The following is a 24,278-nucleotide window of genomic DNA, read 5'->3' as shown; positions in this document are numbered from 1 at the left end:
ATTCATCCACCACTGGACGCATGCCTGAGGTTCTTCTCGTGCCTGATATGAAGCTTTTTGCTGGTAACGCTACCCCGGAACTAGCACAACGTATTGCCAACCGCCTGTACACTTCTCTTGGCGATGCCGCCGTAGGTCGTTTTAGCGACGGTGAAGTCAGCGTACAAATTAATGAAAATGTACGCGGTGGTGATATTTTCATCATCCAGTCCACTTGTGCCCCAACCAATGACAACCTGATGGAATTGGTTGTAATGGTCGATGCTCTGCGCCGTGCTTCCGCAGGCCGTATCACCGCCGTTATCCCTTACTTTGGTTATGCCCGTCAGGATCGTCGCGTACGTTCTGCTCGTGTGCCAATCACTGCCAAAGTTGTCGCGGACTTCTTGTCCAGCGTCGGCGTTGACCGCGTACTGACCGTTGACCTGCATGCTGAACAGATCCAGGGCTTCTTCGATGTACCGGTAGACAACGTCTTCGGCAGCCCAATCCTGCTGGAAGATATGCTGCAGCTGAAACTGGAAAACCCAATCGTGGTTTCTCCGGACATCGGCGGCGTTGTGCGTGCTCGCGCTATCGCGAAACTGCTCAACGATACCGATATGGCTATCATCGACAAACGTCGTCCACGCGCTAACGTTTCCCAGGTGATGCACATCATTGGTGACGTTGCGGGTCGTGACTGCGTGCTGGTTGATGACATGATCGACACCGGCGGCACTCTGTGCAAAGCCGCCGAAGCGCTGAAAGAGCGTGGTGCGAAACGCGTATTTGCTTACGCAACTCACCCGATCTTCTCTGGCAATGCGGCGAGTAACCTGCGTAACTCCGTCATCGACGAAGTTATTGTCTGCGATACTATTCCGCTGTCTGATGAAATCAAAGCGCTGCCAAACGTCCGTACCCTGACCCTGTCAGGTATGCTGGCGGAAGCGATTCGTCGTATCAGCAACGAAGAATCCATCTCTGCCATGTTCGAGCATTAATCGAACCCGGTATAAAAACCCGCTGCGGCGGGTTTTTTTGTTTTCAACAACTATTTGTATGACTAATGCCTCCTTCATTTGCCATTCACAAAGCAAATGATGCGCTCCTGGAAAAGACCGCTGTGAACAAAGCCACACTCGCAGATATCTTACCGTTTCGCGCCCTTATCGACGCCTGCTGGAAAGAAAAGTACACCGTTAACCGTTTCACCCGCGACCTGATCGCCGGGATAACCGTCGGCATTATTGCCATTCCGTTGGCGATGGCGCTGGCGATTGGCAGCGGCGTTGCGCCGCAATATGGCCTCTATACCTCGGCGGTCGCCGGGATCGTAATTGCCCTGGCTGGCGGATCGCGTTTCAGCGTCTCCGGCCCGACCGCGGCGTTCGTGGTTATCCTCTACCCCGTATCCCAACAGTTCGGACTCGCGGGCCTGCTGGTGGCGACCCTGATGTCGGGCGTATTTCTGGTGCTATTCGGCCTCGCCCGGTTTGGCCGCCTGATTGAATATATCCCGATCTCGGTCACCCTCGGGTTTACCTCCGGGATCGGCATCACCATCGCCACCATGCAGATTAAGGATTTCTTTGGCCTACAGTTAACCCCTATGCCGGAACACTACTGGCAAAAAGTGGGGGCACTGGTTATGGCGTTGCCGACGATCAATCCGGGCGATGCAGCGATCGGTGTAGTGACGCTGGCGACCCTGATTTTGTGGCCGCGTCTGGGTATTCGACTGCCAGGTCATCTACCGGCCCTACTGGGAGGCTGCGCGGTAATGGGCGTGGTCAATCTACTCGGCGGCCATGTGGCGACCATCGGATCACAGTTCCACTATATTCTCAGCGACGGAATCCAGGGCAACGGCATTCCACAACTTCTGCCGCAGCTGGTGCTGCCGTGGAACATGCCTGACTCAAACTTTACGCTGAGCTGGGATTCCTTGCAGGCCCTGCTGCCCGCCGCCTTCTCCATGGCAATGCTGGGCGCGATTGAATCGCTGCTGTGCGCGGTGGTACTCGACGGCATGACCGGCACCCGCCATAAAGCTAATAACGAGCTGATTGGTCAGGGGTTGGGCAACATGATTGCCCCATTCTTTGGCGGCATTACCGCCACTGCCGCCATCGCCCGTTCAGCCGCTAACGTGCGCGCCGGAGCCACCTCACCGGTGGCGGCGATAATCCACGCGGTGCTGGTGATCATGGCGCTGTTAGTGCTGGCCCCGCTGCTATCGTGGCTGCCGCTCTCCGCGATGGCCGCCCTGCTATTAATGGTGGCGTGGAACATGAGCGAGGCGCACAAAGTGGTGCATTTGCTGCGCCGCGCGCCAATCGACGACATCGTAGTGATGCTTATCTGTATGTCGCTCACGGTGTTATTCGACATGGTGGTGGCGATCAGCGTCGGCATTGTGCTGGCCTCGTTGTTGTTTATGCGCCGTATCGCGCGCATGACCCATCTGGCCCCGGTGAATGTCACCGTGCCGGACGACGTGCTGGTCATTCGGGTGATCGGTCCGCTGTTTTTTGCCGCCGCCGAAACGGTATTTACCGACCTGGAGTCGCGCATCAGCGGCAAGCGTGTGGTGGTGTTGAAGTGGGATGCGGTGCCAGTGCTGGATGCTGGCGGCCTGGAAGCGTTCCAGCGTTTCGTGAGTAAACTGCCGGAAGGCTGTGAACTGCGGGTATCAAATCTGGAGTTCCAGCCGTTACGCACCCTGGCGCGGGCCGGAGTTCAACCCATTGCGGGTCGACTGGCATTTTACCCGAACCGCGATGCGGCGCTGGCGGATATCGTCGATAATCAGCCATAAAGCCAGACACAGATTTAAACGACCTATGGGAAAGATAACGATGGAAACTCACGCCCCGCGCCTGGAGACTGAACGCCTGGTGTTACGCCATTTTACCGTGGATGATTTTGACGACCTGGCGGCCTTCTGGGCCGATCCGCAGGTGGTGAAGTTTATCGGTGGGGAGCCGCAAAGTGCGGAGGTAAGCTGGAGCCGGCTGCTGCGCTACATCGGCCACTGGCAGGTGCTGGGATACGGTTACTGGGCGGCGTTTGAAAAGCAGTCCGGACGCTATGTCGGCTCGTTTGGTTTGCAGGATGCGCGTCGGGAGCTCACCCCCGCGCTGGATTGCCCCGAAGCGGGCTGGGCGCTTACCCCTGCCGTACACGGCATGGGCTACGCCAAAGAAGCGTTAGCAGCAATGCTGCACTGGGCCGACCATGAACTCGGCGGCCCGCTGTGCTGCATTATTGATGAGGATAATCTGCGTTCCATTCATCTGGCGGAACGTTTCGGATTCACTTACGAACATGACGTCATCTACCACGGTAAACCGGTACGTATGTTTACCCGCCCCGCTGTACGCTGAGGCTTTCTCACATTGCGAGCATGCTCGCAATGATTAACAAAACCCGTCATGCGTTCAACTAAAAGGATGCTATAAAATGAAGCTCTAATAGCCACCATCATGATTGCAGGAAGCAGCATGTTCAGGGAAAGAACGCGATCAACGCTGAACGTGCGTCACACGCACAATGAAAATAACCCTTCTTCGTAAAATGAGTACCAGCGAACTGGCAACCCTTGTCGGGGTAACAACCCAGACCGTTAACCGTTGGATCCGAAAGCATCACTGGGCAACCCAAAAAGTGATGGGTGTACAAGGTGGCCGGGGTCGGGTGATTGTTATCACCCCGGTGGTCAGAGATACGCTGGCCTCAACCCGAAAGCTTCGCAAGCTCACACTGAGATTGCAGGCGGAAGAACCAGACCCCTTTTACCAGGCGCAGGAAAACGATCCGCTGTTGCGCATGATTCAGGCGATATTATTGACGATGACCATGACCGAGAAACAGCGATTACTGGGTCTGCTGGAGCGGGAAGATCGGAGTGCGGTTCTGATGCACGTGAGTATGGCTGAACCAAGCGAGTAAGCGTCAGGCGAAAAAAATCCGGAAATGCGCAGCATCTCCGGATCTCATCTGTTCATGGGATTCATTTTCCCAGCGCATCACACTCTTAGGGCTTAACTGTGATGCTGACCGTTGCGACGACAGCGTTTATCAAAGTGGCGCACCCACCAGTATCTGTCGCTTATCTGTTCGTGTCCGCTCACGCGGGCCCCTGCCAGCCACAGTACCGCGCCGAGGAAAATGCTCAGCACCGCACCATGTGAGAAATATTGCGGCAGGTCAAATTGAGGCAGCTGGTTTAAAATTGAGTAACCCACCCCAACGACCATGACGACTAACCCTAAACCCATGAGCACGTTACCGAGTCGTGAAGCGTATCTGCGTTTCATATGTCACCTCCGGAACTTTGGGTTGACAGGGAATATCCCTGGTCCTTGTGTGTAAAGTATAGACAACACTCTGCTTGTTAAGTGCGTAGGCGATCACAATTACGAACATCTGGATAACAAAACTTTACAAATAACAGGCTGAACTATATGAATTTATAATGGTTCATCGACGCAACTATCCGCTTCGCCTTGTCTGGCTGGTGCAATTGTGTCAACCGCTGCGATTACAGTACACTACGCGCCAGATTTCGACTCACCCAGGAATAATAACGTGACGATTAAACTGATTGTCGGGCTCGCCAATCCAGGCGCGGAATACGCGGCTACCCGCCATAATGCCGGGGCATGGTACGTGGATTTACTGGCGGATCGTTTTCGCGCCCCGCTACGCGAGGAGAGCAAATTCTTCGGCTACACCTCTCGCATCAACCTCGCGGGCGAAGATGTGCGCCTGTTGGTACCGACCACCTTTATGAACCTTAGTGGAAAAGCGGTGGCGGCAATGGCGACCTTCTTCCGCATCGCGCCGGATGAAATTCTGGTGGCACACGATGAACTGGATTTACCGCCCGGGGTGGCGAAATTCAAACTTGGCGGCGGTCACGGTGGCCACAACGGCCTAAAAGACATCATCAGCAAACTCGGCAATAACCCTAATTTTCACCGTTTACGGCTGGGAATTGGTCATCCGGGCGATAAAAACAAAGTTGTCGGCTTCGTGCTGGGTAAACCCCAGGCTGCTGAGCAGAAGCTGATTGACGAGGCGGTTGACGAAGCGGCACGCTGCACTGAAATCTGGCTGAAAGACGGCCTGACTAAAGCCACCAACCGCTTACACGCTTTTAAAGCACAATAACGCCCGGCAGGCGGCAATTTTGCCCCGCGCCGTGTATAATAGGCGAAGTTATTTACTTTTATGCAATCTGTTCAACGTAACAGGTTGATTACCAAAGATTAAGGTGATTTACATCATGGGATTTAAATGCGGTATCGTCGGCCTGCCTAACGTCGGCAAATCCACCCTGTTCAACGCGCTCACCAAAGCGGGTATCGAAGCGGCCAACTTCCCGTTCTGTACCATCGAGCCGAACACCGGTGTCGTGCCGATGCCCGATCCGCGTCTGGATGCGCTGGCTGAAATCGTGAAGCCGCAGCGTATTCTGCCGACTACCATGGAATTCGTCGATATCGCCGGTCTGGTGAAAGGTGCATCCAAAGGCGAAGGTCTGGGCAACCAGTTCCTGACTAACATCCGTGAAACCGAAGCTATCGGCCATGTGGTGCGCTGCTTTGAAAACGACAACATTATCCACGTGAATAACAAAGTCGATCCGGCTGATGATATTGACGTCATTAATACCGAGCTGGCGCTGTCTGACCTCGATACCTGCGAACGCGCCATTCATCGCGTGCAGAAGAAAGCCAAAGGCGGCGACAAAGATGCGAAAGCGGAACTGGCTGCGCTGGAAAAATGTCTGCCTCAGCTGGAAAACGCCGGTATGCTGCGCGCGCTGAAGAATCTGACCGACGAAGATAAAGCGGCAATCAAATACCTGAGCTTCCTGACCCTGAAGCCAACCATGTATATCGCTAACGTCAACGAAGACGGTTTCGAAAACAACCCATACCTCGACAAAGTGCGTGAAATTGCCGCTGGCGAAGGTTCCGTTGTGGTAGCTGTATGCGCCGCCGTGGAATCCGACATCGCTGAGCTGGACGATGCCGACCGTGAAGAATTCATGGCCGAGCTGGGCATTGAAGAGCCAGGTCTGAACCGCGTTATTCGCGCCGGTTACGAACTGCTGAACCTGCAAACCTACTTCACCGCTGGAGTGAAAGAAGTTCGCGCGTGGACCATCCCTGTTGGCGCGACTGCCCCGCAGGCGGCCGGTAAAATCCATACCGACTTCGAAAAAGGCTTCATCCGTGCGCAGACCATCGCATTTGAAGACTTCATCACCTACAAGGGTGAACAAGGCGCGAAAGAAGCCGGTAAGATGCGTGCCGAAGGTAAAGACTACATCGTTAAAGATGGCGACGTGATGAACTTCCTGTTCAACGTCTAAATAAAATTTGTCGTCTTATGGGGTTTCGCTAAATCTCATAAGAATTGCCAAAACTTTAAAATCCACGCAGCTGCGTGGATTTTTTTATATTCTCGATAACCGAGAATCGGTATTTCTGCTCTTGGCTGGAGGACATTTATATTTAGCCTCACGTTGAAGCTCTGATCGAATGGAAGGCCAGTGTTCCTTCCATGCCTGTAGCAGCGAATGAAGAAAATTCACATTCTTGACCCCAAGCTTACGTAACGCTTTAACCTTGTGCGCACTGAACGTTTTTCTATTAATGCACAACCGCTCTCTCAATTCATCTGCATCAGGTTCGCAAAACAATATTTTAATTATCCACTCATCTTTGCGACTCAAACGCGAACTTGATTTCGTCTTAATCTCTTCGGCTAACAGGCATTGAATATATTCATTTATTGGCGCATCACGTACAATACGATAATCACAGCAGTACATCAATGCACGATAGGGATCTGATATCCTATATTTTTGTAACGCACTTGAGTGAAAGATATAAACATAGTGCTGCCCAGCATCGAATATAACAAGATCATCAGCATTAGAAATTGGCACCTGCTTAGTAATGCACGCCATCGCAGAAATGAAACAATTATCCCTCGAAATAATCTTCACACACCCATCCATTGTTGAATACAACAAAAATATTATTGCGGAACGTCCCTGTCCGCTCAAAAGCAATGTCCTCACGCTACATGAAGGTTACCACTTTACGGAGTTGTCTTGATAACAGACATTATTATCTCTCCGGCTCAATCCATGTTCAAAATTTAACACAGAGCAAAGAATACTCTCTATCAAAAAACGCTATTTAGGCTATTAATACTGCGTCAAAATCAAGGTGGCCGAGGCGGTAAATGCACCGGTTGCAATATCTTCAAAACTCAGTGAGGCCGGTTTAACTGGCGTAAAACTTAATGGCACAGTAGCGCTACCGTTCATCACACTCAACTTCTGGCTACCACCGTTGCTGACGGCATGGCCATTCCAGAGCATTTCCACGCCCAGATTGTCATTGCTGGTTTTAATCGCCTTATTATTCCAGGCAGGAGATACCAGACTCATTCTGACATCAAAATCTACGGCATGTGCAGCATCACAAACAATATTGAAGTCTTTATTTATCGTTTGCGATGATGTGCCGCCAGAGACGATATCCCCGCGCTCTATCTGCCCCAAATCCACATTAAAGGTTGAACCAGATAAAACTTTACAAGAAGAGGTATTAATATCTGCATCATTTGCCGCAAAGAAAGTCCACTGATAGTAGTGACGCTCGCTATGATTATTTGTTTGCACGAATCGTATGCTGCCGAGTTTATCACCCGACTTGATATGAATTTCTTCTCCCAGCGAGGTTAATTCAAAATAAAGTACGACGGGCAATTCTCTTGATTCACCATTGTCCAGGTCGAAAATTTTGGTCTCGGATACCGGCGACGGATGATCTTTACCTGAGATCAACACTCCATATTTAAGATTTTTAAAAATAGTCCTATCAAGTTTTACCCCATCGCTCGCCAGCCACATGGTATCAATCCATCCGTCCTTACCTGCCGTATTTTTACAGGTAATTTGCGGGGCCAGATCGATAATTCTGTTTTTCCCGGTGCTGACATCTGAGCTGATGTTAATACTGATATCAGCGTCACCACCGTGCCAGCCGATAGAAGCACACTCATAGGCCGATGCCGCCATACTTTGAAGCAGCAAAAATGCCAGCAAAGGCAATGTCGTTTTCATTTGATCCTTCCTAAGGATAATTAAGCTCAAAAGTCGCCAACGCGCTGAATACGCCACGACGCAAAGTACGATTTGCCAACGCACTTGGTTCCCCCATCACGTAACCATTAAGCTCCAGTTCGCTATTGCCGCTATGAAGAGAAAACGCCGGTATCGTTTTATTGAAGGGCAAAGGTGTGCCGTCAGGCAGCGACATTCCGATGGCCAGCCCGCTATCGGCAGGCGAAGCTACGGCCAACAGACCAGGAAGTTCCGTGCTCTCGGCCCCCTTAAACGTCACTTCAACTTGGGTGCCCAGCGTGAGGTCACACTCTTTAAGTCTGATAACAAACGGCTGCGCATGGGTACGGGTATGTAAATAAAGGTAGGTATCTATCACCGTGCCAAAATCGAGGGTAATCGAAGTAGACGTTGGGTCAAGTTCGCAGGGATCTGCAACCAATTGGCCGTCAAAGCGCAGATTGTTACTGACCTCTTTTACGCCACCGCCGGCAGCCAGAGCTAACTGCGCCGCGCTCAGCAGTAATACGCCCAACACGATGCGCCGCTTGCTGATGGTGTTCATGCCACTCTCCTTATAGATATTCCGCTAGCAGGGTTGCGGTTGCGCTGAACGCGCCTTCACTCAGCTCGCTGACGTTGGGATCTTTTACCGGCACCGCTTCGAGCGTGGGCGGATTCTGATAGGTGATATCCAGCGCTTTGTTGATCTCAAATGGTTGGCCATTCTGGCGAATTTGGATCCCCAGCCCTGTGGCATTGGTACTCAGCGCACTGGCGTCAAATGAGGCGGCGCTGCCTTTCACTATCATGGTCAAACGCCAGCTCGGGTCGATATCATCGCAAACCAGCTGATAACCAATAGTCTGTTTGTAACGCTGCCCGTCCACCTTATGGATGCCAACATTATCGAAATGAATACTCAGGTCACGGTCGTTGTTGATATGACAGGGGTGAATTTTCAAGGTGCCATGAAATGCGATATCCCGGCTGTCTCCAGTTGCCACAGCGAGAGCTGGCCCTGCGCTGCACAGGGCCAGTACAAAAAGTGCAACGCTCAGAGACTGTCGACTAATCATGGAGTTGTTCATCCTGTTCGCCTCAGTTATAGGCCACTTTCAGGGTTGCCGTTGCGTTAAACGCTTGACCATCCTGAAACCGGGCACCGTTTTGTTTTTCCAGCACCGCATACAACGAAGGTGGACTGGCATTATTAAAGTCAAACCATTGGTTAAGTGGGAGCGTCGCGCTGCCATTTTGCAACTTTATCGTCAGGCCGCTGGCATCCGTTTTTAGCTTGCTGTTATCACCGCCCGAAGAGGTACCAGAAACCTGCATCTGCAAGGTTTTACCATCCGGGTCACCCTTACAATTCACCTGATAGGGGATCATCTGGCGATAGGTCGTACCAACGATCTCATTGATATAAACATCGCCGAATTCGACCTTAATGGGATCGCCATTTGAGAAACTGCAGGATGCGGTAGCAATGACCTCGCCGGTCAGATTGATATTCACATTGCTGGATCCCGGTCCGGCAGCCGCGTTCTCGGCCACCAGCAGCATCAGCGCGGCCGCGCTGTGGGTCAGGGACTTCATAAAGCGTTCCTTAGTCATAATTCAGTTCGAAACCCACCGTTGCGCGCCATTCGCCCGACGTCAGCGCCTGCGCCGTCCTTTCTGGCTGAACGCGATAGATCAACGCATCGTTACCCGGGGCAGCAAATTGTGGCGCACCGCGTTGCCCAAGACGAATATCGCGACCCGCGCTATCGGTCATACGCAGCCCCATTCCGGTGATACCCTCCACCTTAACAAGCTCAGGCGTATCCACATCCGCAGGGGCGATAAACGTCACGCTGACCATAGGCTGATAACGGTCCCAAAGGTGATTGCCCGTGCGCTGGTCGAGCATATTGCCGCCGATATGAACGCAGTCACGCAGACGCATCACGAAGGCTACCCCCTCACCACGGGAACCGACCTTACTCAGAAGCTGCGTCGGGATCGTCCCGAGTGTGACCTCCTGATTTTGCGAGGCCATATCAAGGCGGCAGGCACCCTCTACGAACTCGCCGTAAACGTGCAGCTCGCCATGTTCCCCTTCCACGTTCCACTTGTCCGGATCCGCGCAAGCCACAGACGGCAGGCCGACAGCGCAGGCAATAAGCAAGGCCGCGATACCTTTTCCCGGCACCACCATCCGGCATCCTGCGCCATTCATGGTTTCAATCATCGTCATGGCGCTTATCCGGCCTTACTGTCCACTACCCGGCAAACATCATGCTGGCAGCTAAATATCAGCTTTGGCCGACCGCCATAATCGTTAATCCAGGTCAAGACCGGTTTATCACCGAGCGCGCCCGCCTTCACGGTGAGCGGTGATTCGCTGAAAGGCGCAATCATCACCGGATCGAACCCCGAAACAGGTTTACCGCCGGGTTGGTTGTAAGCGGCGGCCAGCGTCACATAGTAGGGACTGCTATTACTGACGCGATAACCCTCACCCTGGCGGGTTATAACCAGTTTTTTCTGCCAGAGGTCCTGGGCGTTACCGCGATTGAGCTGTAGCGCTGCGGGGCGATAGAAAAGTTTGATTCGCGTTTGCAGCGCTATCTGAAGGGTATTCGCTTTGCTGCTCTTAGGCGGAATTTCCCTTAGGTTAAAATAAAAAATTGACTCTCTATCCTGCGGCAGCGACTGCGCATCATCAGTAAGCTGCAGCTTCACCTGGCCTTTAGCCAATGATTCCACTCGCTGTAATGGCGGTAACGCCGCAATCGGCCCGCTGACTTTATTCCCCGATTCATCTTCAATCCATGCCTGTGCCAGATAAGGCAATGCTTTGTTTTGATTGGTGATGTTCAAACTCATTGACTGGTTTCCGCCATTAAACACCGCACGCGTGCGATCGAGCGTAACGGCAGCCTGAGAGCTGTGGCTTACCAGTACGCAGCTCAGAGCCGCGCCTGCCATCGTGGGCAATAAATGATATTTCATACTGAGATACTCGCTGTTATTGGCCCGCCGAAAAATATGCCGGGCCGCTTGTTGTCTCCACGGCTGCGGAGAGTTGAGGTGTTATATTTGCGGCGAGCAGGTTAACGGCAGAATACGGCTACCTGTTGGTAAAGGTTTTGGCAGCATGATTGCGCACTGCGTTTGCCCATCCCACCTCACCCGCATGGTGTCTCCTGCTACCATCCCCGTTAGCCACACTATTCCATCATCGTCAACGATCCCCACCTGACTTTCGTGGTGGCTGACCACAACCGCGCCAAATGGCACGGCGCTACCGTCCGCAAGACGCAATCGCACCATGGCCTTTTGTCCGGCGATCATGCCAAAACGGCGATAGCCGATAGCCCCTTCCGTTAGCGTTCCCTGCACTACCGATCGCGTGGCTTCAACGTCATCGGCTAGATCGTTAACATCCACGCTAACGCTGCTGCGATAGCCGTTGCTGATATCCGCGACCACCGCTTTGCCAAAACGGTTCGTCTGCGTTCCCGCGCCGTAGCCGCGGATGGGTACTCCGGCTATGCCTGCGGTATCCACCATCATGCGCGTCCCGCCCATACTGCTTACCCGGTGCATCGCCACGCCTTGCGCCGTCGCCGTCAGCCCACCCTGGATAGCGCCACCCCATGAGCGGTAGTGTCCCTGTTCGTAGGTTGTATTGACGGACAGTTCCGCGACGTCACCTTTATGGGTAAAATACGCGCTACTGGTTCCCCGGCCCTGCTGGGCAACACCGGCTTTAAGTCGATAGCTGTTGTTCAGATCAATGCTGTCGAAATAACCTACCGTCGCGCCATTGCCAGAACTTCCCGCCTGGCTATCGACGTTAAAGGTTCCGCTATTTCCCCACGGCACGGAGAGGCTAAGGTAAGCGCCATCGTCACGGGTATGGTTAAAGTAGGTGCGATAGGCCGATAAATTCAGTCCCAGATTTTTCAATTGCCCGACATCAAAAAAGCGTGATACCGAGAAATTGTAGGTTTCGTTATCCGGTCGGTCCCAGTAGGTCTGATGGCTATAGTTCATATAGGCACTTAGCCCGAGCTGCCGAAACTGTTTATTGAAGGCAATGGTGTAAAGCTCCTTGTTGTTATTACCCGCAATGCCGTGATAACGCGCGTTGAGGAACTCAGCCATGTTCATAAAATTACGCTGCGAAAATCGATAGCCCGCAAAGGTGACCTGGCTGTCATATTCGTCAAAGTGTTTAGAGTAGCTAAGACGCCAGGAGCCGCCGGTTTTACTGCCAGCGTGCGGCAGTACGGCACGTGACTCTGTCAAATCAAATGAGACCGCCCCCAAGGCTAGCAGGTCCCGTCCGATCCCCGCCGCCAGCGCGTTATATTCCCCCGCCAGCAGGCTGCCGCCGTACAGTGACCAACCGTTGTTCACCCCCCACGAAAATTCCCCCGTCACAAATCCCGGCCCCAGGCTGTGGTGGCGGTAGTCCGACGGTTTGCCCATCGCCAGCTTGTAACGCACCATTCCCGGTCGTGTCAGATAGGGAATATTGGCGGTATCCACCTGGAAACGGCGTACGGTGCCATCCTGTTCCTGTATGGCGACATCCAGCGTTCCTGAGACCGCCGTATTCAGATCCTGAATACGAAACGGCCCTGCCGCCACGGTGGTTTCGTGGAGTACGCGTCCCTGCTGGCTGATGGTGACTTTGGCGTTGGTTCTGGCGACGCCAACCACCTCCGGCGCATAGCCGCGGAGATTTGGCGGCAGCATAGTGTCATCCGACTCCAGGCTGCTTCCCGTATAGCGAAAACTGTCAAACAGGCCTGAGTTGAGATAGTTTTCGCCTAGCATAAGTTTCGCCTTAAGCGCGGGCAGAGAGCGCCATGCGTAATATCGACTCCACGCCCATTCACGCTGCTCGTCTTTGTACGCTCCATCACTATGGCTATAGCGTCCCTGCCAGTCGGCGCGTACCCGCCAGCCACCGAGGTTGAAGCCGGTCGTCCCATTACCGGTCAGCGACTTCATCTCACGACGGTTTCCCGCTGCATAACGAGAGGCTTGTCCGTTCAGGTTATAATCGAAAATCGCCCCACCAATTCCTTCATCCCAGCTCCCCGGAGGATCCCAGTTCTCGGCGGTATACTCCAGATACGCCTGGGGAATGCTCAGGTAGAGCGTGTTACTGCCAAGATCGGCGCGTACACTGGCCCCAGGCAAACTGACCAACTGTAGGCAGGTATCGTGATGCCACCACGTCAGCGAGTTCTGCACAGAAGATTTAAGTCCTAGCTGTGCAACCAAGTCCGGTGTCAGACAAACCTCACTGCCCTTTGGGTCATCATCCGGCGCAAAAAAATTCAGCGGCTGTTCAGGCAACTCGGTCTTATTCAGACGCACGACCATATGGTACTTTCCCGGCATGATATATCCGGCGCGAGAAAACTGGCTTAGATCGATTTTCGCCCGATCGCCAACATCCAGTACGTCTGTATTGAACTGGATAGCTTCCGCTGCATATCCCAAGCTCGGCGCGCCCTGTACAGCCAGCGCGACCAGCAGCGCAATCCCTGAGTAGTTAAAAACTCGCCTCATCAAAAATAATCCAGTTTGAAACGCACCGTCGTCTGATAGGCCCCAGCCCGCAGTTTTTGATGGTTGCCCACCAGACGCAGACTGTAATCAAGGCGCATCGCGCCAGGCAGTATCTGCCCCTCAGAAGAAGCGATACCGGGTTGCATGCGGTTTCCCGCCGCATCCATAATTTCCAGGCCAATTCCACGGGCCTCACCACCAAGAGCAAACAGCGATCCATCGGTGATAGCGCCATCGAAAGTAACGCGAAAATGTGACCAATCAGGATGATTGGGCAACATCGGCTCCAGCGCGCAATTCACAAGGTGAATGCTGAACGACTTCGATGGCCCAACACCGGTACTGATAATTTGGTCCAACGGCAACGTGATAAGGTCGATGACCTGATCGCGGCTATCGACCTTAATCGCGCAGGGCGTATCGATAATTGCCCCCTGCATGCTGACCTTTCCGTGCCCCTGATCCCTAACATCGGTCGCCAGTACGCTCGCGGAGAGAAAAGGCAGCATTAGCCACAGCAACCGCAAAGGCGTGACAAATGAAGCACTACATTTCATAGATACCCCGCACATAAAAACCGTACCGAAAATGCGTAAGACCAGAGACGGCTTACTGGTAGGCCAGGGTAAAGTTAGCAACCGAGGTAAAGTCGCCCGGCACCACCGACGAAGAGGCACCATTGCCCTGCAAATAAGCGGCATAGGTCAGGGTGTTATCACCCTGCTGGGTTTTCGTTGCCGAGCTCGGTGTCCCGAGCGGGATATTGGTACCTTCATCATTGGTAATGGCGATTGCCGCGCCTTTGGCGGTGCCAACCAGCGCCAGGTAGCCCGGTAGAGCGCTGGACTCTGAGCCGGTGAAGGTGATGGTGACCGTTTTATCTGTGAGGCCGGAGAGATCGCAGCTTTCCAACTTGATATCAAACGATCGTGGACGTGATTTCCCCCCATTCATCAGTGCTTTGTTAGAAATTTCACCAAGATCGACGGTTTGCTCAATGGAATCGGGGGTGATTGAACATGGGGCATCAATAATTGCTCCGGTAAATGTGACCTTGCCGTGACCCTGGTCTCCCGCCTGCACGTGACCGGCGAGTACGGTGGTCGTCAGGCCAATGGCCCAAGCCCATTTGGTTAATTGCATCTTTGTTCATTCCTGAAAAAGTGAATAGATATCACCAACTCTTGCTTTATCCGCAAAGAGTGAGCGATCCATATAAAGTTATAAGGATTTATTCTATTTAATATTTACAATCACGACTTTCAAAAAACGACACCATGAATATATATCTATTTTTAAAAAGCGTTTTTTGCAAGAAATACGTTTTCCGCAAGTCAGGCTCGCTTGTATTGAACATAGTTCTGGCCAGCATTAAATTGGATCGATCACCGCTGTTCTAAAATTCATTGAATAAATCGTAAGCGAGATAGTCCGGATATCTCATCCAAAAATCCGAGGCCTTTAGCGTGATTGCGCACGTAAAACAGAAATAACGTCTGATCCATAACTGAATAAGCGCCGTGAGTTTATATGGGAATGTGTAAGACCTTCGTTAGTACATCCTGCTGTCGGGTTAATTGTGCACATCAGAAGCGAAAACACCAATGAGAAGTTATCGCGTGTGGTGAACCCCGCGGATACAACGTATTTCCCACTTTAGAACTTCAGATACTCTCTGGCGTGCTAAAACACCGCTGTTACTACAATAGGTAAGGTCTCAACAACCCCTTCTGACGACTACCGCCAGAAGGAGAGTCTAGTGGTTTAAAACTATGTATAGGTATGTGTTTTTGCGCTCATCATTATTGAAGCCGTAGGAACGGCACAGCATCAATTACACATTGCAGATGGAATCAATTGACATTTTAATTTTTTCTCTTTTACGGTGCCAATCAAAAATGCATTAAATGTTATTATGAATAACCTCTAACCCAATAAATACATTGTCAGTGTGATTTATATGACATATAAAGCCTAACGACAACTAACACGTGGTTAATCGCAAATTATATGGAGAGGGCATTCATCATCATTCATAATTATAAATTCACGCTTATAAAAACAACATCACAATAACCTTAGATGAACAAGTATTATCATAAGTTAAAAGCAACATACTTGCTTTCTTGAGACATTCTCTCTACCGCATTAGGAAAATGTCTTGTGTGATCACCCTTGACTCTGGAGTGAACCTCATCATAGCAGTAGGCGATAAAATCACACTCACTCTTTATTTTCTCAAAGGCATGGGTAAAATTCTGTGCTTTTTTTAGTTCCCCTCTGCTGACATAAATTAAAGCCAGTATGCCTTTCACAATAGATGTAAAGCAGGAGCGAGTTAATAACAGCCTGTCACCAATTTCAAAAACTTTAGAATAGTCGCCCATGAGATAATAAATAATAAGTGATAATATTTTTGCAGCAGATGAATTCTTGTTGAGATCTATGGAAATATTATTCATCCGCAGTGCATCATAATAGTCGCCATTGGTGGCCAGAAAACAAGCGTAATAGTAATAGACTTCCGCTACACCTGGGTACAGCAACAGCCCGAGTTTAAATTTTTCCGCTGCCGTATCCCCTTCCTCGAGTACCGCCTGCAACGCTAAAGCAATCGCTTTATTTGGCTCCCTGGCCGCCATCTTCTTAAAGATGTGGTTTATCTCATCGCGTAAATACGGATATTTTATAATTCCGTGATTAGCAATTGAGAAGTAGATAGCAATGGCCTCATGGAAATTATTAGCATATCCCTTTCGATGCCCCCTCTCCTCGCAGATAAGGTCCAGATGATTTCTCAATGTGTGAGTAGAGTAATGCTGATGTTTTTCTTCTGCTATTATTTCACTGCCTATTTCGGGCACGGGAGTGGTGATATTGACATCTTTTATCGCGACACCAATCCCGGAGAGCAGGATGGTGATCATCTTAAAAATAGCGTGAAAATTAAGATGATGATCGCCCGTCAGCGTCACCCCCTCACGACCCAGCACAGAATGATCGTAAGCTCTGACTAACTCTAGCCTGATAATACAGTTATCGTCAGAATAGACTTCTGCACCAGTAATGTAATAATCGGCATTTGATTTTTCAATTGCTAATAGAAAATCGCTATAGTCCCGATAAGCTCGCGTAACAAATGAAGAGATCACATGCATTGATGCCGAACTGTCCATTATTATGCGTTGTAATCTTTCTACCAGCATATCATGTAGCGATATAGATAATTTATTATTCTCCATCTCAAATGGAAATAATGCAATGCTGGGGTTGCCCGATGCATCGGGTTGAAGCACTGGCGCAGGAGTATCATCGTATGAAAAATCATCATCGACTGTCTGCACATCAACAACAAAACGATAACCCTTGCCATATACTGTCTCAATAAAACGCCTGCTATCAGAGTGACCCAAAATGCGTCGCAGAACGTAAATGCAGCGTGTCAATGACTCATCAGAAACAATCCCCCCCTTCCACACTAGCTGAACGAAATCCTCCTTGGTCACAATTTCATTCGCACGTTCCAGCAATAGCCTCAGCACCGCGCTTTCCTTTGGCGCTAGCGTAATTTCATTCATTTCATTGTTGATGAGACGTCCATATCGAAACTTATACCCTTCAAATTTGTAACATATAGAATCCATAAAAAATCCTTTTACTGTGAAGATAAATCCCAATATAGTCTAAAATTTCTTTTAAATGAGTTGATAAAAACAATGATTCTTGTTTATGCAAGAACTTCATAGCAGATAAAAGGACTGTTCAATTCGTCATGTCTGTTATTTTTAACATACCCATATAATAAAAGAAAGAGTAGAAGCGCCTTAATGATAAAACATGCACCAATATTCAAGAATGGCAGGACTATTATGAACATTAGTTATCAAGGTAACTTTTCGTTACCACAGCCCACATACGAATAAACGGCCTTTTTCCAGCCCATCGCTATTGGAAGTTTTCTCTCTACGTTCATGGAAGCAGATAGCAGCATATAATCAGGCCGATAAGTTGGTGCGCCTGAGGCAATGAGAGCTTCACATAATGTTGTCTTTTGAGTAACATCTGACATAGTAACCTGAATGTGCCGCCAGAAATTATTTCGTTGGGTATTATCAAGAGCATCCATAGTTTCTTTAAGTAACCGACTGTGCATGGAACGCGCAAATTGCGTATTTACCTGAATAGCATCATACCATGTTGAACTCCCAGCCAGAGCATACAAATATACCGCATCACTCCATGATTCCCTGGCAATACACGCATTCATATTCTTATACAGTGTCGCCGGTAATACATTATTGAGTTTGCCCTCCCCGCTGACGCATCGATACTCCGGGCCAATAACCTCTTGCTGATGGCTGGCTGTTAGTCTTTTATCCGGCGAGAATGAATGACAGCCGCCCAACAAAATAACCCCAGCAGCAAGACTGGATTTTATATACAACAATTTACCATTCGGCATTTTCATCCTCATTAATTCCATCGGATAAGAGAATGCTTTGTTTCCACTCTTCATACATCATCAGGAAACCGAGATTCAGGTCGGTCTTCGACTCACTCATCGTTTGATCGAGACTTTTAATTTCCTCGACGTGATTTTGCGATACCAACCCAGGGTTGTTGCTACTGATTGCATCAATTATTGTCATCTGTTGCTTCCTCAATATCGTCTTCGTGTAACGGCGGATACAATAAGCTCAGCTGTTCATGGAGATACATGATGGCCTCATTAGATATTTCACGCGTTCGCTCAGCAAATGTATATTTTGATGTCAATGCATCAACGGTCGCATAGACAAATTCGTCAGGATAAAACTCTGCCAGTCGATTATTATATTTAAAAACAAACCGGGGTTCATCGTGGTATTCAAAGATAACGCTCCCGGCATACTTTTGTTTGATCGCCTGTGAAAATCGCTCCTTAAGCTTTCGATTCGCATAAGGCATAAGGATATGTAAAGGTAAAGATTCATCACTTTTATCGAGTCCTTCGGCCCAATGCTCAACCACCTTTACATTAAAATCATCTTCGCTGATAATATCAGACAAAGTATTTTTCAAATCATTTCTTATCTTTACTTCCATTTCTTGAGTATGTTTTTCACTATTGTCAATGAATTGACATACCGAACCGATCGACATCATCAGCCCCTGCTCATAGCCAGCTCTGTATGATTCACAGCGGATTTGCTCGCATTCTGCTTCTGCCTCTTTAATTATCCTGCTGGCATTTTTTTTTGCCTGCGCAATAATGTCATGTGACCGCTTTATCAACGATAATCTAGCTGCAGGCAACAAGACACCTTCGGCAACATTCTGAAAAATAATATCATGGGGCTCGTTTTGCATGCTGAATAGCCATCCTTAATAGCAGTTCATCACTTTCATTATAAACTTCCTTATCCGAATTCGTCGGTGAGGATGAAAAAAGTAATGGGATTCTTTCTCGTATTGATACCGATAATGAACAACTGAATGCCATTGCTTCCTGACAGGCCAACTGCGCTAATTCCGGGCCTGTTAATCTCTCATGACCATCACTCTCTGACTCAGTAAGACACGACAGAGCAAATTGCTGAGTCACCTTATCCAGTTTTGCAATCAAACCGCTGCGCGCCAGTTTTGCCCGATGGCGATGGCAGGCAGCCATTAATGCCGCACCGGGCAAAAGCGCCCAGTGCGAAATAATATAACGCTCACGATTATTATTAAGATCGACACAATCAGTCGATAACTTAAACTCCTCTAAAAGAATGTCATTCAATACAGATTGACATCTTGCTGAAGAAAAATTCTCTATCGCCGGAAATCGATGTGGATGAATCCAGGATACGGGGTCATAAAGTATCCGCTGTGCTTCAGCGTACATTTTCCTTCCCTTCAGCCTGTGAAGATTTTTGTTCTGAAACCGCTCCGATGCTCTGTACGTCGGGGTTTACTTCCGCCTGCTCTCCGCCAGTTTCCTTATGCTGGCCTTTATTGCCATTGAGCCTGGAATGCTTACTTAAAGCCGAAGCCAACGTATGACCTTTCCTTTTGAACATCAACACAGCAATTAATACAAAGCTCACTGCCAGCATGGCCACGATAAATAACCAGGACATCCACGATGGAGAGCGCTCGGACGCAATGGCAGGCGCTATCCGCTGAACGCTATTAACCTTGGATAAAATGACTGAAATGTTATCGTATTCCACATCCTCGAAGCTGTTTTTCAAAAAACGTTTCACATCCCCAACTAAAAGCGAGGTATCAGTGATCTGATTATCGTAATTGAGCAGCGCCGATAAATGGATAGGTTTTTTCCTGCTATTTCCTTCTCCTGCATCAATATCATAGCTAACGTGGACCCGGGATGAGACTACCCCTCGAATAGCTAACAGCGACTGGGCCAGACGTTGCTCAATACCAGAGTAAAGTCGGACCTTTTCCGCTCGTGGAGACGACACAAGAGAATCAGCAGGAAACATCTGTGCGATTTCAATATCCGGTGGTCTGGGCAGACCATACATAGTCATGAGATCAACGGCAGCGGCAAAATCCCGAGCATTAACAGAAACGGTAAAACCCTCTTTAGCCGTGCTGATTTTCGCCGCCATAATATTATTCCGCTGTAACAAAGCAATAACCTCATTAGCCTGATTTTGCTCAAGGCCTTTGAGTAATTGCTCTTCTTTACAGCCCGTAAGAAGCAACACTGTTAATGGCAAAAATAAATATGATTTTTTCATTATCAGGAACGTAGTAGTGTTTCAACCGCGCTGACGCCTTTGCGAGTTAAGGTACTGATCATAGAAACTTGCAGGTTATAATCCGATGTGCGCTGCTGTAACCTGAATAACTCTGCAGGATCCGAGGTCACTTTCGATTGCTGCAATCGGTTGATCACATCATTTTGTTCAGCTTCAAATGTCGTTGACGTTTTGGCATAGGCCTGAATCATCCGAGCTTCCAGTGTGACAGATGTTGGGTCTGACATTGAAATATCTTTTGATTGACCAGCGAATGCCTCGATAGGATTAACCATGATGCTCATAACATTAATCTCATATTAACGGAAGTTAGTAATAATTGCTGAAGCGACATCTTTATATACTTTAACCACGTTGGACTGCGCATTACGATAAAGTGTATATTCTGATAAGCGTGATTGGTATTTTGCCAACAGCTCAGGGTTTGATGGATCGCCTGTCAGTTCTGTTAATGCTTCGTCCAGTTGAATATTCAGGTTAGTCACGCCAGCATCGAACGAGGAGGACATTTCAGATAAAAAACCATCCCAGTTGATAAATGTTGCATAATTCATATTACTCATTTCATAGTTCCTTTTTTATGTTCCGGGGAAAATACCAATGTCCTGGAGATAACTTGACATAGCCGCGCTCTCCGTATTTATATGATTTGCCTTTGAGCCAATCATCTTTAAGCTCCATAGCAAATTGCACATACTCCCCTTTCCATATTTGAGAGTAATGCGTAATAAATATTTTTAATCTTTCAAACTCGCCATCGTCGAGTGCTCCACGAATAACCAGCGTCACGCTGTTGCTATTTTTCACTTCCGTAAAGGATAGCGATAATTTTTCAAGGCCATCGATGGCTAAGCGGCGAATGCGCTGATCTGAAATACTATTAACTGCGATACCCGTAGCATAATTAATATTTTTGGCTATCGAATCAGTAAACCTTTTCATTTCCGCTGGCGACAGTTTCGTTCGCTCCTTGCTAACCTCAATAATAGGGTGTTCGGGATCATCAAGCCTGACACGATGGATCTTGACCTGCGGCCAGTTGCTTTCTATCCATTTGCCGATTCGCTGTTCTTCATTATCGGTAGTCAGGATCTTAGTGCGGTACGGCGAAGGCGTGCGAATCATACTCTGAACGGCCCATTGCGCCGCGCTTTCGCTTTCAGAGAGGATATAGATAATATTGTCCTTGCCATAGATGATATGATAGTCACCTACCTTATCATCTAAAAATTCAGCGACTGAAGTAATTTGACGCTGCGTTTCGTTCAGATAAGAGTATCCGGCAGCAGAAACACAGCCAATAATGACTAAAGCCGCAGCCAGTTTCCACCAAGGGCTTTTGCCAGTGGCATTCCTGGCATCATCTTTTTGCTCAGCCTCATCTTCGGAGTGTTGATGAACATAATCCGTCAACAGATCGTCGGAAAAAGTATCCTTTGCATCCCTCCAGCAGATCTTCTGCTCACCGATAGCAATCAGTTTATTCGCAGAAATTTCTTTTTCAGTCGTGCCATCGGCGTCAAGTGTATGTAAAACAAGAAGCTTATCTTTATCCTCTGGTACAACAATTTCAAAATTTGGCGATGGCACGCTACACGGGATGTAAATCGTGTTATCCGGGGTGATGGTTCCCTGATGCTGCTGCTTAATATCATCTGCATGACAGACGATGAATATGGTTCTCCCCGCCGTAAGTGTGAACTCACAGCCGCGTAGCGAACCATTAATCAAACGAATTACGACTTTTCGCGCAGAAATATCGTTTTGTTTTTTTTCCAGCATAATAAGTTTTTATGATCCTGTGATAAATGATAGACAGCGAGCCCATCAATCATGTCGCAATAGTACTATGAGGCACGATAAACATCATGATTCAATTGTGATGGAAACATAATCAAATAACGATAAATAAGATCATTTTTCCATAAAAAAGGCACTAGGAGGAAAATCCATAGTGCCTTTTAACTACGCTTACGAATCTAATTGTAAAGCGACTTTAGATATTTTTACACCTTCTGACAGTGTAACCACGATGGCGTACTTTAAAGATTGTGCGTTTTCCAGACTGGAAAGGCACAAAATAGGCCAGAAGTTGGCCTTCCACACCGGAAACTAACCGGATTAACGATACTATGTGCAATGACTTTGCTTTACGTAACGGAGAAAAAATATGCTCATCAGTAAGATCATCATCATCTATCTTATAATTCACCAGATTTTGATAATCACACACATTCTTCCTGAACATATTCGTTGGGATCCCTCCCCTTACACCCTCTAATTGCGTCAGAAAATACCGAGAAGGATACGAGAAAAGAGGACCTGAGTTTTGATAGAGATAGTCCACAGAGATAGCTGTATTGATTTTCATCAACCACTCCTCATTAAATGTGAACTTCGACAAAACGGTATAAATCTTCCACACGTTCTACTTTGGTTATATCGTCTTCAGTATAAGCAATCGAATACGTCTGCTCCAGTGCAATAAAAATATCAAGCATTGTCAATGAGTCGGCCAAAAGATCGTAGTACATATCTTTATCTTTAGTGACCTGTTCAATATCACAACATAATGCTTGCGCAATAATATTGTTCACGGTACCTACAACATCTTGTTCTATTTTCATAACTTCCTCTTTCAAAATGGCACACAGCGAACTATTTTTTCACCGTGGATTTTGAAACACCGCTGAAATCCGGTGTCGCCTGCGATGAACCGCGACTCCCTATAAACGATGATGATTTGTATGTCTGCTCTGGGATCACTTTGCTCGCCTGTTTCCCATCCATGCCTTGCCAGTGCGTACCCTGACGATTGAGCATGCCAGGTTCATCCTGAGTGGAGCGACGAGCTTCAGCCGGGTTCGCGGGTGCTCTGGAGGAGCCCGGTCCGCCGATATACGATGAGTCCATAGCCCCCGATGGTGCAGAATTACCCGTCGCGCGGCGTGCCTGTCCACCAATCATGTCCTGCTGCGAGCGTTGATGGTTCAGTGTCCCCGTGCCGCCCGGAGTCATGCGTGGGGATTTGGTAGCAGTCGTATTCGTACCGACATCCCGCGGCAAGCCCGAGGTGCCCGTTGACGCCGGAGCGCCCGCAGTCCCTCTTGCCCGTCCACCGTTCAGCCCCTGGAACGGCGTCCCCTGGCTGTTCAGCGCCGTGCGGCGGGACTCTGCCGGATTCGTGCGTGCGCTCGAGGAGCCCGGCCCGCCGATATACGCCGACCCCGGGGACCCGGCGACTGATGTTGTCTGAATATGCCGCTCAGAAAGATGGGACGTCTGCTGAACTGACCTTTCAGAGACTTTATTCACTTCACGGCGTTGAGTATCTTGCGTGCCTTCCGTCTGGCCGCGGTTCAGCCCCTGGAACGGCGTCCCCTGGCTGTTCAGCGCCGTGCGGCGGGACTCTGCCGGATTCGTGCGTGCGCTCGAGGATCCCGGCCCGCCGATATACGCCGACCCCGGGGACCCGGCGGCTGATGTTGTCTGGATATGCCGCTCAGAAAGATCAGGCGTCTGCTGAACTGACCTTTCAAAGACCTTATTCACCTCACGGCGTTGAGTATCTTGCGTGCCTTCCGTCTGGCCGCGGTTCAGCCCCTGGAACGGCGTCCCCTGGTTGTTCAGCGCCGTGCGGCGGGACTCTGCCGGATTCGTGCGTGCGCTTGAGGAGCCCGGCCCGCCGATATACGCCGACCCCGGGGACCCGGCGGCTGATGTTGTCTGAGTATGCCGCTCAGAAAGATCAGGCGTCTGCTGAACTGACCTTTCAAAGATGTTTTCCACCTCACGGCGTTGAGTATCTT

29 protein-coding genes are annotated in these 24,278 nt (G+C 49.5%); 6 read left to right on the top strand and 23 right to left on the bottom strand.

What is annotated here, in order from left to right; genetic code table 11:
• Positions 1-38 precede the first annotated feature (38 nt).
• From prs to SIK69_RS06775, 4 genes are all read left to right on the top strand, one after another.
• Entirely contained in the window at positions 39-986 is a 948-nt protein-coding gene (gene prs, locus SIK69_RS06790) for a ribose-phosphate diphosphokinase (protein ID WP_097164424.1), read from the top strand.
• Between the two features lie 122 nt (positions 987-1,108).
• Positions 1,109-2,803 (top strand): C4-dicarboxylic acid transporter DauA, encoded by a 1,695-nt coding sequence (gene dauA, locus SIK69_RS06785; protein WP_319785703.1) that lies wholly within the window; start codon positions 1,109-1,111, stop codon positions 2,801-2,803.
• 40 nt (positions 2,804-2,843) lie between these two features.
• The gene (locus tag SIK69_RS06780) at positions 2,844-3,371 is read left to right on the top strand and encodes a GNAT family N-acetyltransferase (RefSeq protein WP_319785702.1); all 528 of its coding nucleotides are present in this window, start codon (positions 2,844-2,846) and stop codon (positions 3,369-3,371) included.
• Positions 3,372-3,537: 166 nt separating this feature from the next.
• The gene (locus SIK69_RS06775; RefSeq protein ID WP_319627569.1) at positions 3,538-3,936 is read left to right on the top strand and encodes a YfeC-like transcriptional regulator; all 399 of its coding nucleotides are present in this window, start codon (positions 3,538-3,540) and stop codon (positions 3,934-3,936) included.
• Between the two features lie 92 nt (positions 3,937-4,028).
• Here SIK69_RS06775 and ychH read toward each other — a convergent pair whose 3' ends face one another.
• The gene (gene ychH, locus SIK69_RS06770) at positions 4,029-4,304 is read right to left on the bottom strand and encodes a stress-induced protein YchH (protein ID WP_319627570.1); all 276 of its coding nucleotides are present in this window, start codon (positions 4,302-4,304) and stop codon (positions 4,029-4,031) included.
• A 271-nt stretch (positions 4,305-4,575) separates the two neighbouring features.
• Here ychH and pth point away from each other — a divergent pair, with 271 nt between their 5' ends.
• Together pth and ychF are read left to right on the top strand one after the other, a co-directional pair.
• Positions 4,576-5,160 carry an aminoacyl-tRNA hydrolase gene (gene pth / locus SIK69_RS06765; RefSeq protein WP_319627571.1) on the top strand — a complete coding sequence of 195 codons (585 nt, stop codon included), beginning with the start codon at positions 4,576-4,578 and terminating at the stop codon, positions 5,158-5,160.
• 115 nt (positions 5,161-5,275) lie between these two features.
• Complete coding sequence (gene ychF / locus SIK69_RS06760; protein WP_319627572.1) at positions 5,276-6,370, top strand: redox-regulated ATPase YchF; 1,095 nt, start codon at positions 5,276-5,278, stop codon at positions 6,368-6,370.
• A gap of 84 nt (positions 6,371-6,454) precedes the next feature.
• On the opposite strand, the gene SIK69_RS06755 is transcribed toward ychF, so the two are convergent.
• The 22 genes from SIK69_RS06755 to SIK69_RS06650 all read right to left on the bottom strand — a co-directional run.
• A complete protein-coding gene (locus tag SIK69_RS06755; protein WP_319627573.1) occupies positions 6,455-7,009 on the bottom strand; it encodes a hypothetical protein in 555 nt (184 codons plus the stop codon).
• 204 nt (positions 7,010-7,213) lie between these two features.
• On the bottom strand, positions 7,214-8,137 hold the full coding sequence (locus tag SIK69_RS06750) for a fimbrial protein (RefSeq protein ID WP_319627574.1): 924 nt from the start codon (positions 8,135-8,137) through the stop codon (positions 7,214-7,216).
• 10 nt (positions 8,138-8,147) lie between these two features.
• A complete protein-coding gene (locus SIK69_RS06745; protein WP_319785701.1) occupies positions 8,148-8,702 on the bottom strand; it encodes a fimbrial protein in 555 nt (184 codons plus the stop codon).
• A 10-nt stretch (positions 8,703-8,712) separates the two neighbouring features.
• Positions 8,713-9,216: a fimbrial protein gene (locus tag SIK69_RS06740; RefSeq protein WP_319785700.1), complete on the bottom strand. Its 504-nt coding sequence runs from the start codon at positions 9,214-9,216 to the stop codon at positions 8,713-8,715.
• Positions 9,217-9,238: 22 nt separating this feature from the next.
• Positions 9,239-9,736, bottom strand: a complete 498-nt coding sequence (locus SIK69_RS06735; RefSeq protein ID WP_319785699.1) for a fimbrial protein — start codon at positions 9,734-9,736, stop codon at positions 9,239-9,241.
• A gap of 10 nt (positions 9,737-9,746) precedes the next feature.
• Complete coding sequence (locus SIK69_RS06730; protein ID WP_319785698.1) at positions 9,747-10,379, bottom strand: fimbrial protein; 633 nt, start codon at positions 10,377-10,379, stop codon at positions 9,747-9,749.
• A 5-nt stretch (positions 10,380-10,384) separates the two neighbouring features.
• Positions 10,385-11,137: a fimbria/pilus periplasmic chaperone gene (locus SIK69_RS06725; protein WP_319627579.1), complete on the bottom strand. Its 753-nt coding sequence runs from the start codon at positions 11,135-11,137 to the stop codon at positions 10,385-10,387.
• An 81-nt stretch (positions 11,138-11,218) separates the two neighbouring features.
• The gene (locus SIK69_RS06720; protein WP_319785697.1) at positions 11,219-13,717 is read right to left on the bottom strand and encodes an outer membrane usher protein; all 2,499 of its coding nucleotides are present in this window, start codon (positions 13,715-13,717) and stop codon (positions 11,219-11,221) included.
• A complete protein-coding gene (locus tag SIK69_RS06715; protein WP_319627581.1) occupies positions 13,717-14,274 on the bottom strand; it encodes a fimbrial protein in 558 nt (185 codons plus the stop codon). The genes SIK69_RS06720 and SIK69_RS06715 overlap by 1 nt, the downstream gene beginning before the upstream one ends.
• 52 nt (positions 14,275-14,326) lie before the next feature.
• The gene (locus tag SIK69_RS06710; RefSeq protein ID WP_319627582.1) at positions 14,327-14,860 is read right to left on the bottom strand and encodes a fimbrial protein; all 534 of its coding nucleotides are present in this window, start codon (positions 14,858-14,860) and stop codon (positions 14,327-14,329) included.
• Between the two features lie 953 nt (positions 14,861-15,813).
• Positions 15,814-17,361 (bottom strand): winged helix-turn-helix domain-containing protein, encoded by a 1,548-nt coding sequence (locus SIK69_RS06705; protein WP_319627583.1) that lies wholly within the window; start codon positions 17,359-17,361, stop codon positions 15,814-15,816.
• 239 nt (positions 17,362-17,600) lie between these two features.
• Positions 17,601-18,185 carry a hypothetical protein gene (locus SIK69_RS06700; protein ID WP_319627584.1) on the bottom strand — a complete coding sequence of 195 codons (585 nt, stop codon included), beginning with the start codon at positions 18,183-18,185 and terminating at the stop codon, positions 17,601-17,603.
• A complete protein-coding gene (locus SIK69_RS06695; RefSeq protein ID WP_319627585.1) occupies positions 18,166-18,366 on the bottom strand; it encodes a hypothetical protein in 201 nt (66 codons plus the stop codon). Before SIK69_RS06695 ends, SIK69_RS06700 begins: the two co-directional genes overlap by 20 nt.
• Positions 18,353-19,066 carry a hypothetical protein gene (locus SIK69_RS06690; RefSeq protein ID WP_319627586.1) on the bottom strand — a complete coding sequence of 238 codons (714 nt, stop codon included), beginning with the start codon at positions 19,064-19,066 and terminating at the stop codon, positions 18,353-18,355. Before SIK69_RS06690 ends, SIK69_RS06695 begins: the two co-directional genes overlap by 14 nt.
• Complete coding sequence (locus SIK69_RS06685; RefSeq protein ID WP_319627587.1) at positions 19,047-19,586, bottom strand: OrgA/MxiK family T3SS sorting platform protein; 540 nt, start codon at positions 19,584-19,586, stop codon at positions 19,047-19,049. Before SIK69_RS06685 ends, SIK69_RS06690 begins: the two co-directional genes overlap by 20 nt.
• A complete protein-coding gene (locus tag SIK69_RS06680) occupies positions 19,576-20,448 on the bottom strand; it encodes an EscJ/YscJ/HrcJ family type III secretion inner membrane ring protein (protein ID WP_319627588.1) in 873 nt (290 codons plus the stop codon). The genes SIK69_RS06685 and SIK69_RS06680 overlap by 11 nt, the downstream gene beginning before the upstream one ends.
• A 2-nt stretch (positions 20,449-20,450) precedes the next feature.
• Complete coding sequence (sctI, locus tag SIK69_RS06675; protein ID WP_319627589.1) at positions 20,451-20,753, bottom strand: type III secretion system inner rod subunit SctI; 303 nt, start codon at positions 20,751-20,753, stop codon at positions 20,451-20,453.
• Between the two features lie 15 nt (positions 20,754-20,768).
• Positions 20,769-21,032: a type III secretion system needle complex protein gene (locus tag SIK69_RS06670; RefSeq protein ID WP_319627590.1), complete on the bottom strand. Its 264-nt coding sequence runs from the start codon at positions 21,030-21,032 to the stop codon at positions 20,769-20,771.
• 1 nt (position 21,033) lies between these two features.
• Positions 21,034-22,251, bottom strand: a complete 1,218-nt coding sequence (locus SIK69_RS06665) for a PrgH/EprH family type III secretion apparatus protein (RefSeq protein WP_319627591.1) — start codon at positions 22,249-22,251, stop codon at positions 21,034-21,036.
• A 214-nt stretch (positions 22,252-22,465) separates the two neighbouring features.
• Positions 22,466-22,840 carry a hypothetical protein gene (locus SIK69_RS06660; protein WP_319627592.1) on the bottom strand — a complete coding sequence of 125 codons (375 nt, stop codon included), beginning with the start codon at positions 22,838-22,840 and terminating at the stop codon, positions 22,466-22,468.
• 13 nt (positions 22,841-22,853) lie between these two features.
• Positions 22,854-23,096, bottom strand: a complete 243-nt coding sequence (locus SIK69_RS06655) for an acyl carrier protein (RefSeq protein ID WP_319627593.1) — start codon at positions 23,094-23,096, stop codon at positions 22,854-22,856.
• Positions 23,097-23,127: 31 nt separating this feature from the next.
• Positions 23,128-24,278, bottom strand: a 1,151-nt coding sequence (locus SIK69_RS06650; protein WP_319785696.1) for a hypothetical protein, incomplete at its 5' end; no start/stop codon positions are given.

It is taken from the genome of Scandinavium lactucae (assembly GCF_033843265.1).
Classification (GTDB): domain Bacteria; phylum Pseudomonadota; class Gammaproteobacteria; order Enterobacterales; family Enterobacteriaceae; genus Scandinavium; species Scandinavium lactucae.
Note: the sequence above shows the minus strand (reverse complement) of the source record. Positions and strands in the feature narration are given on the sequence as shown.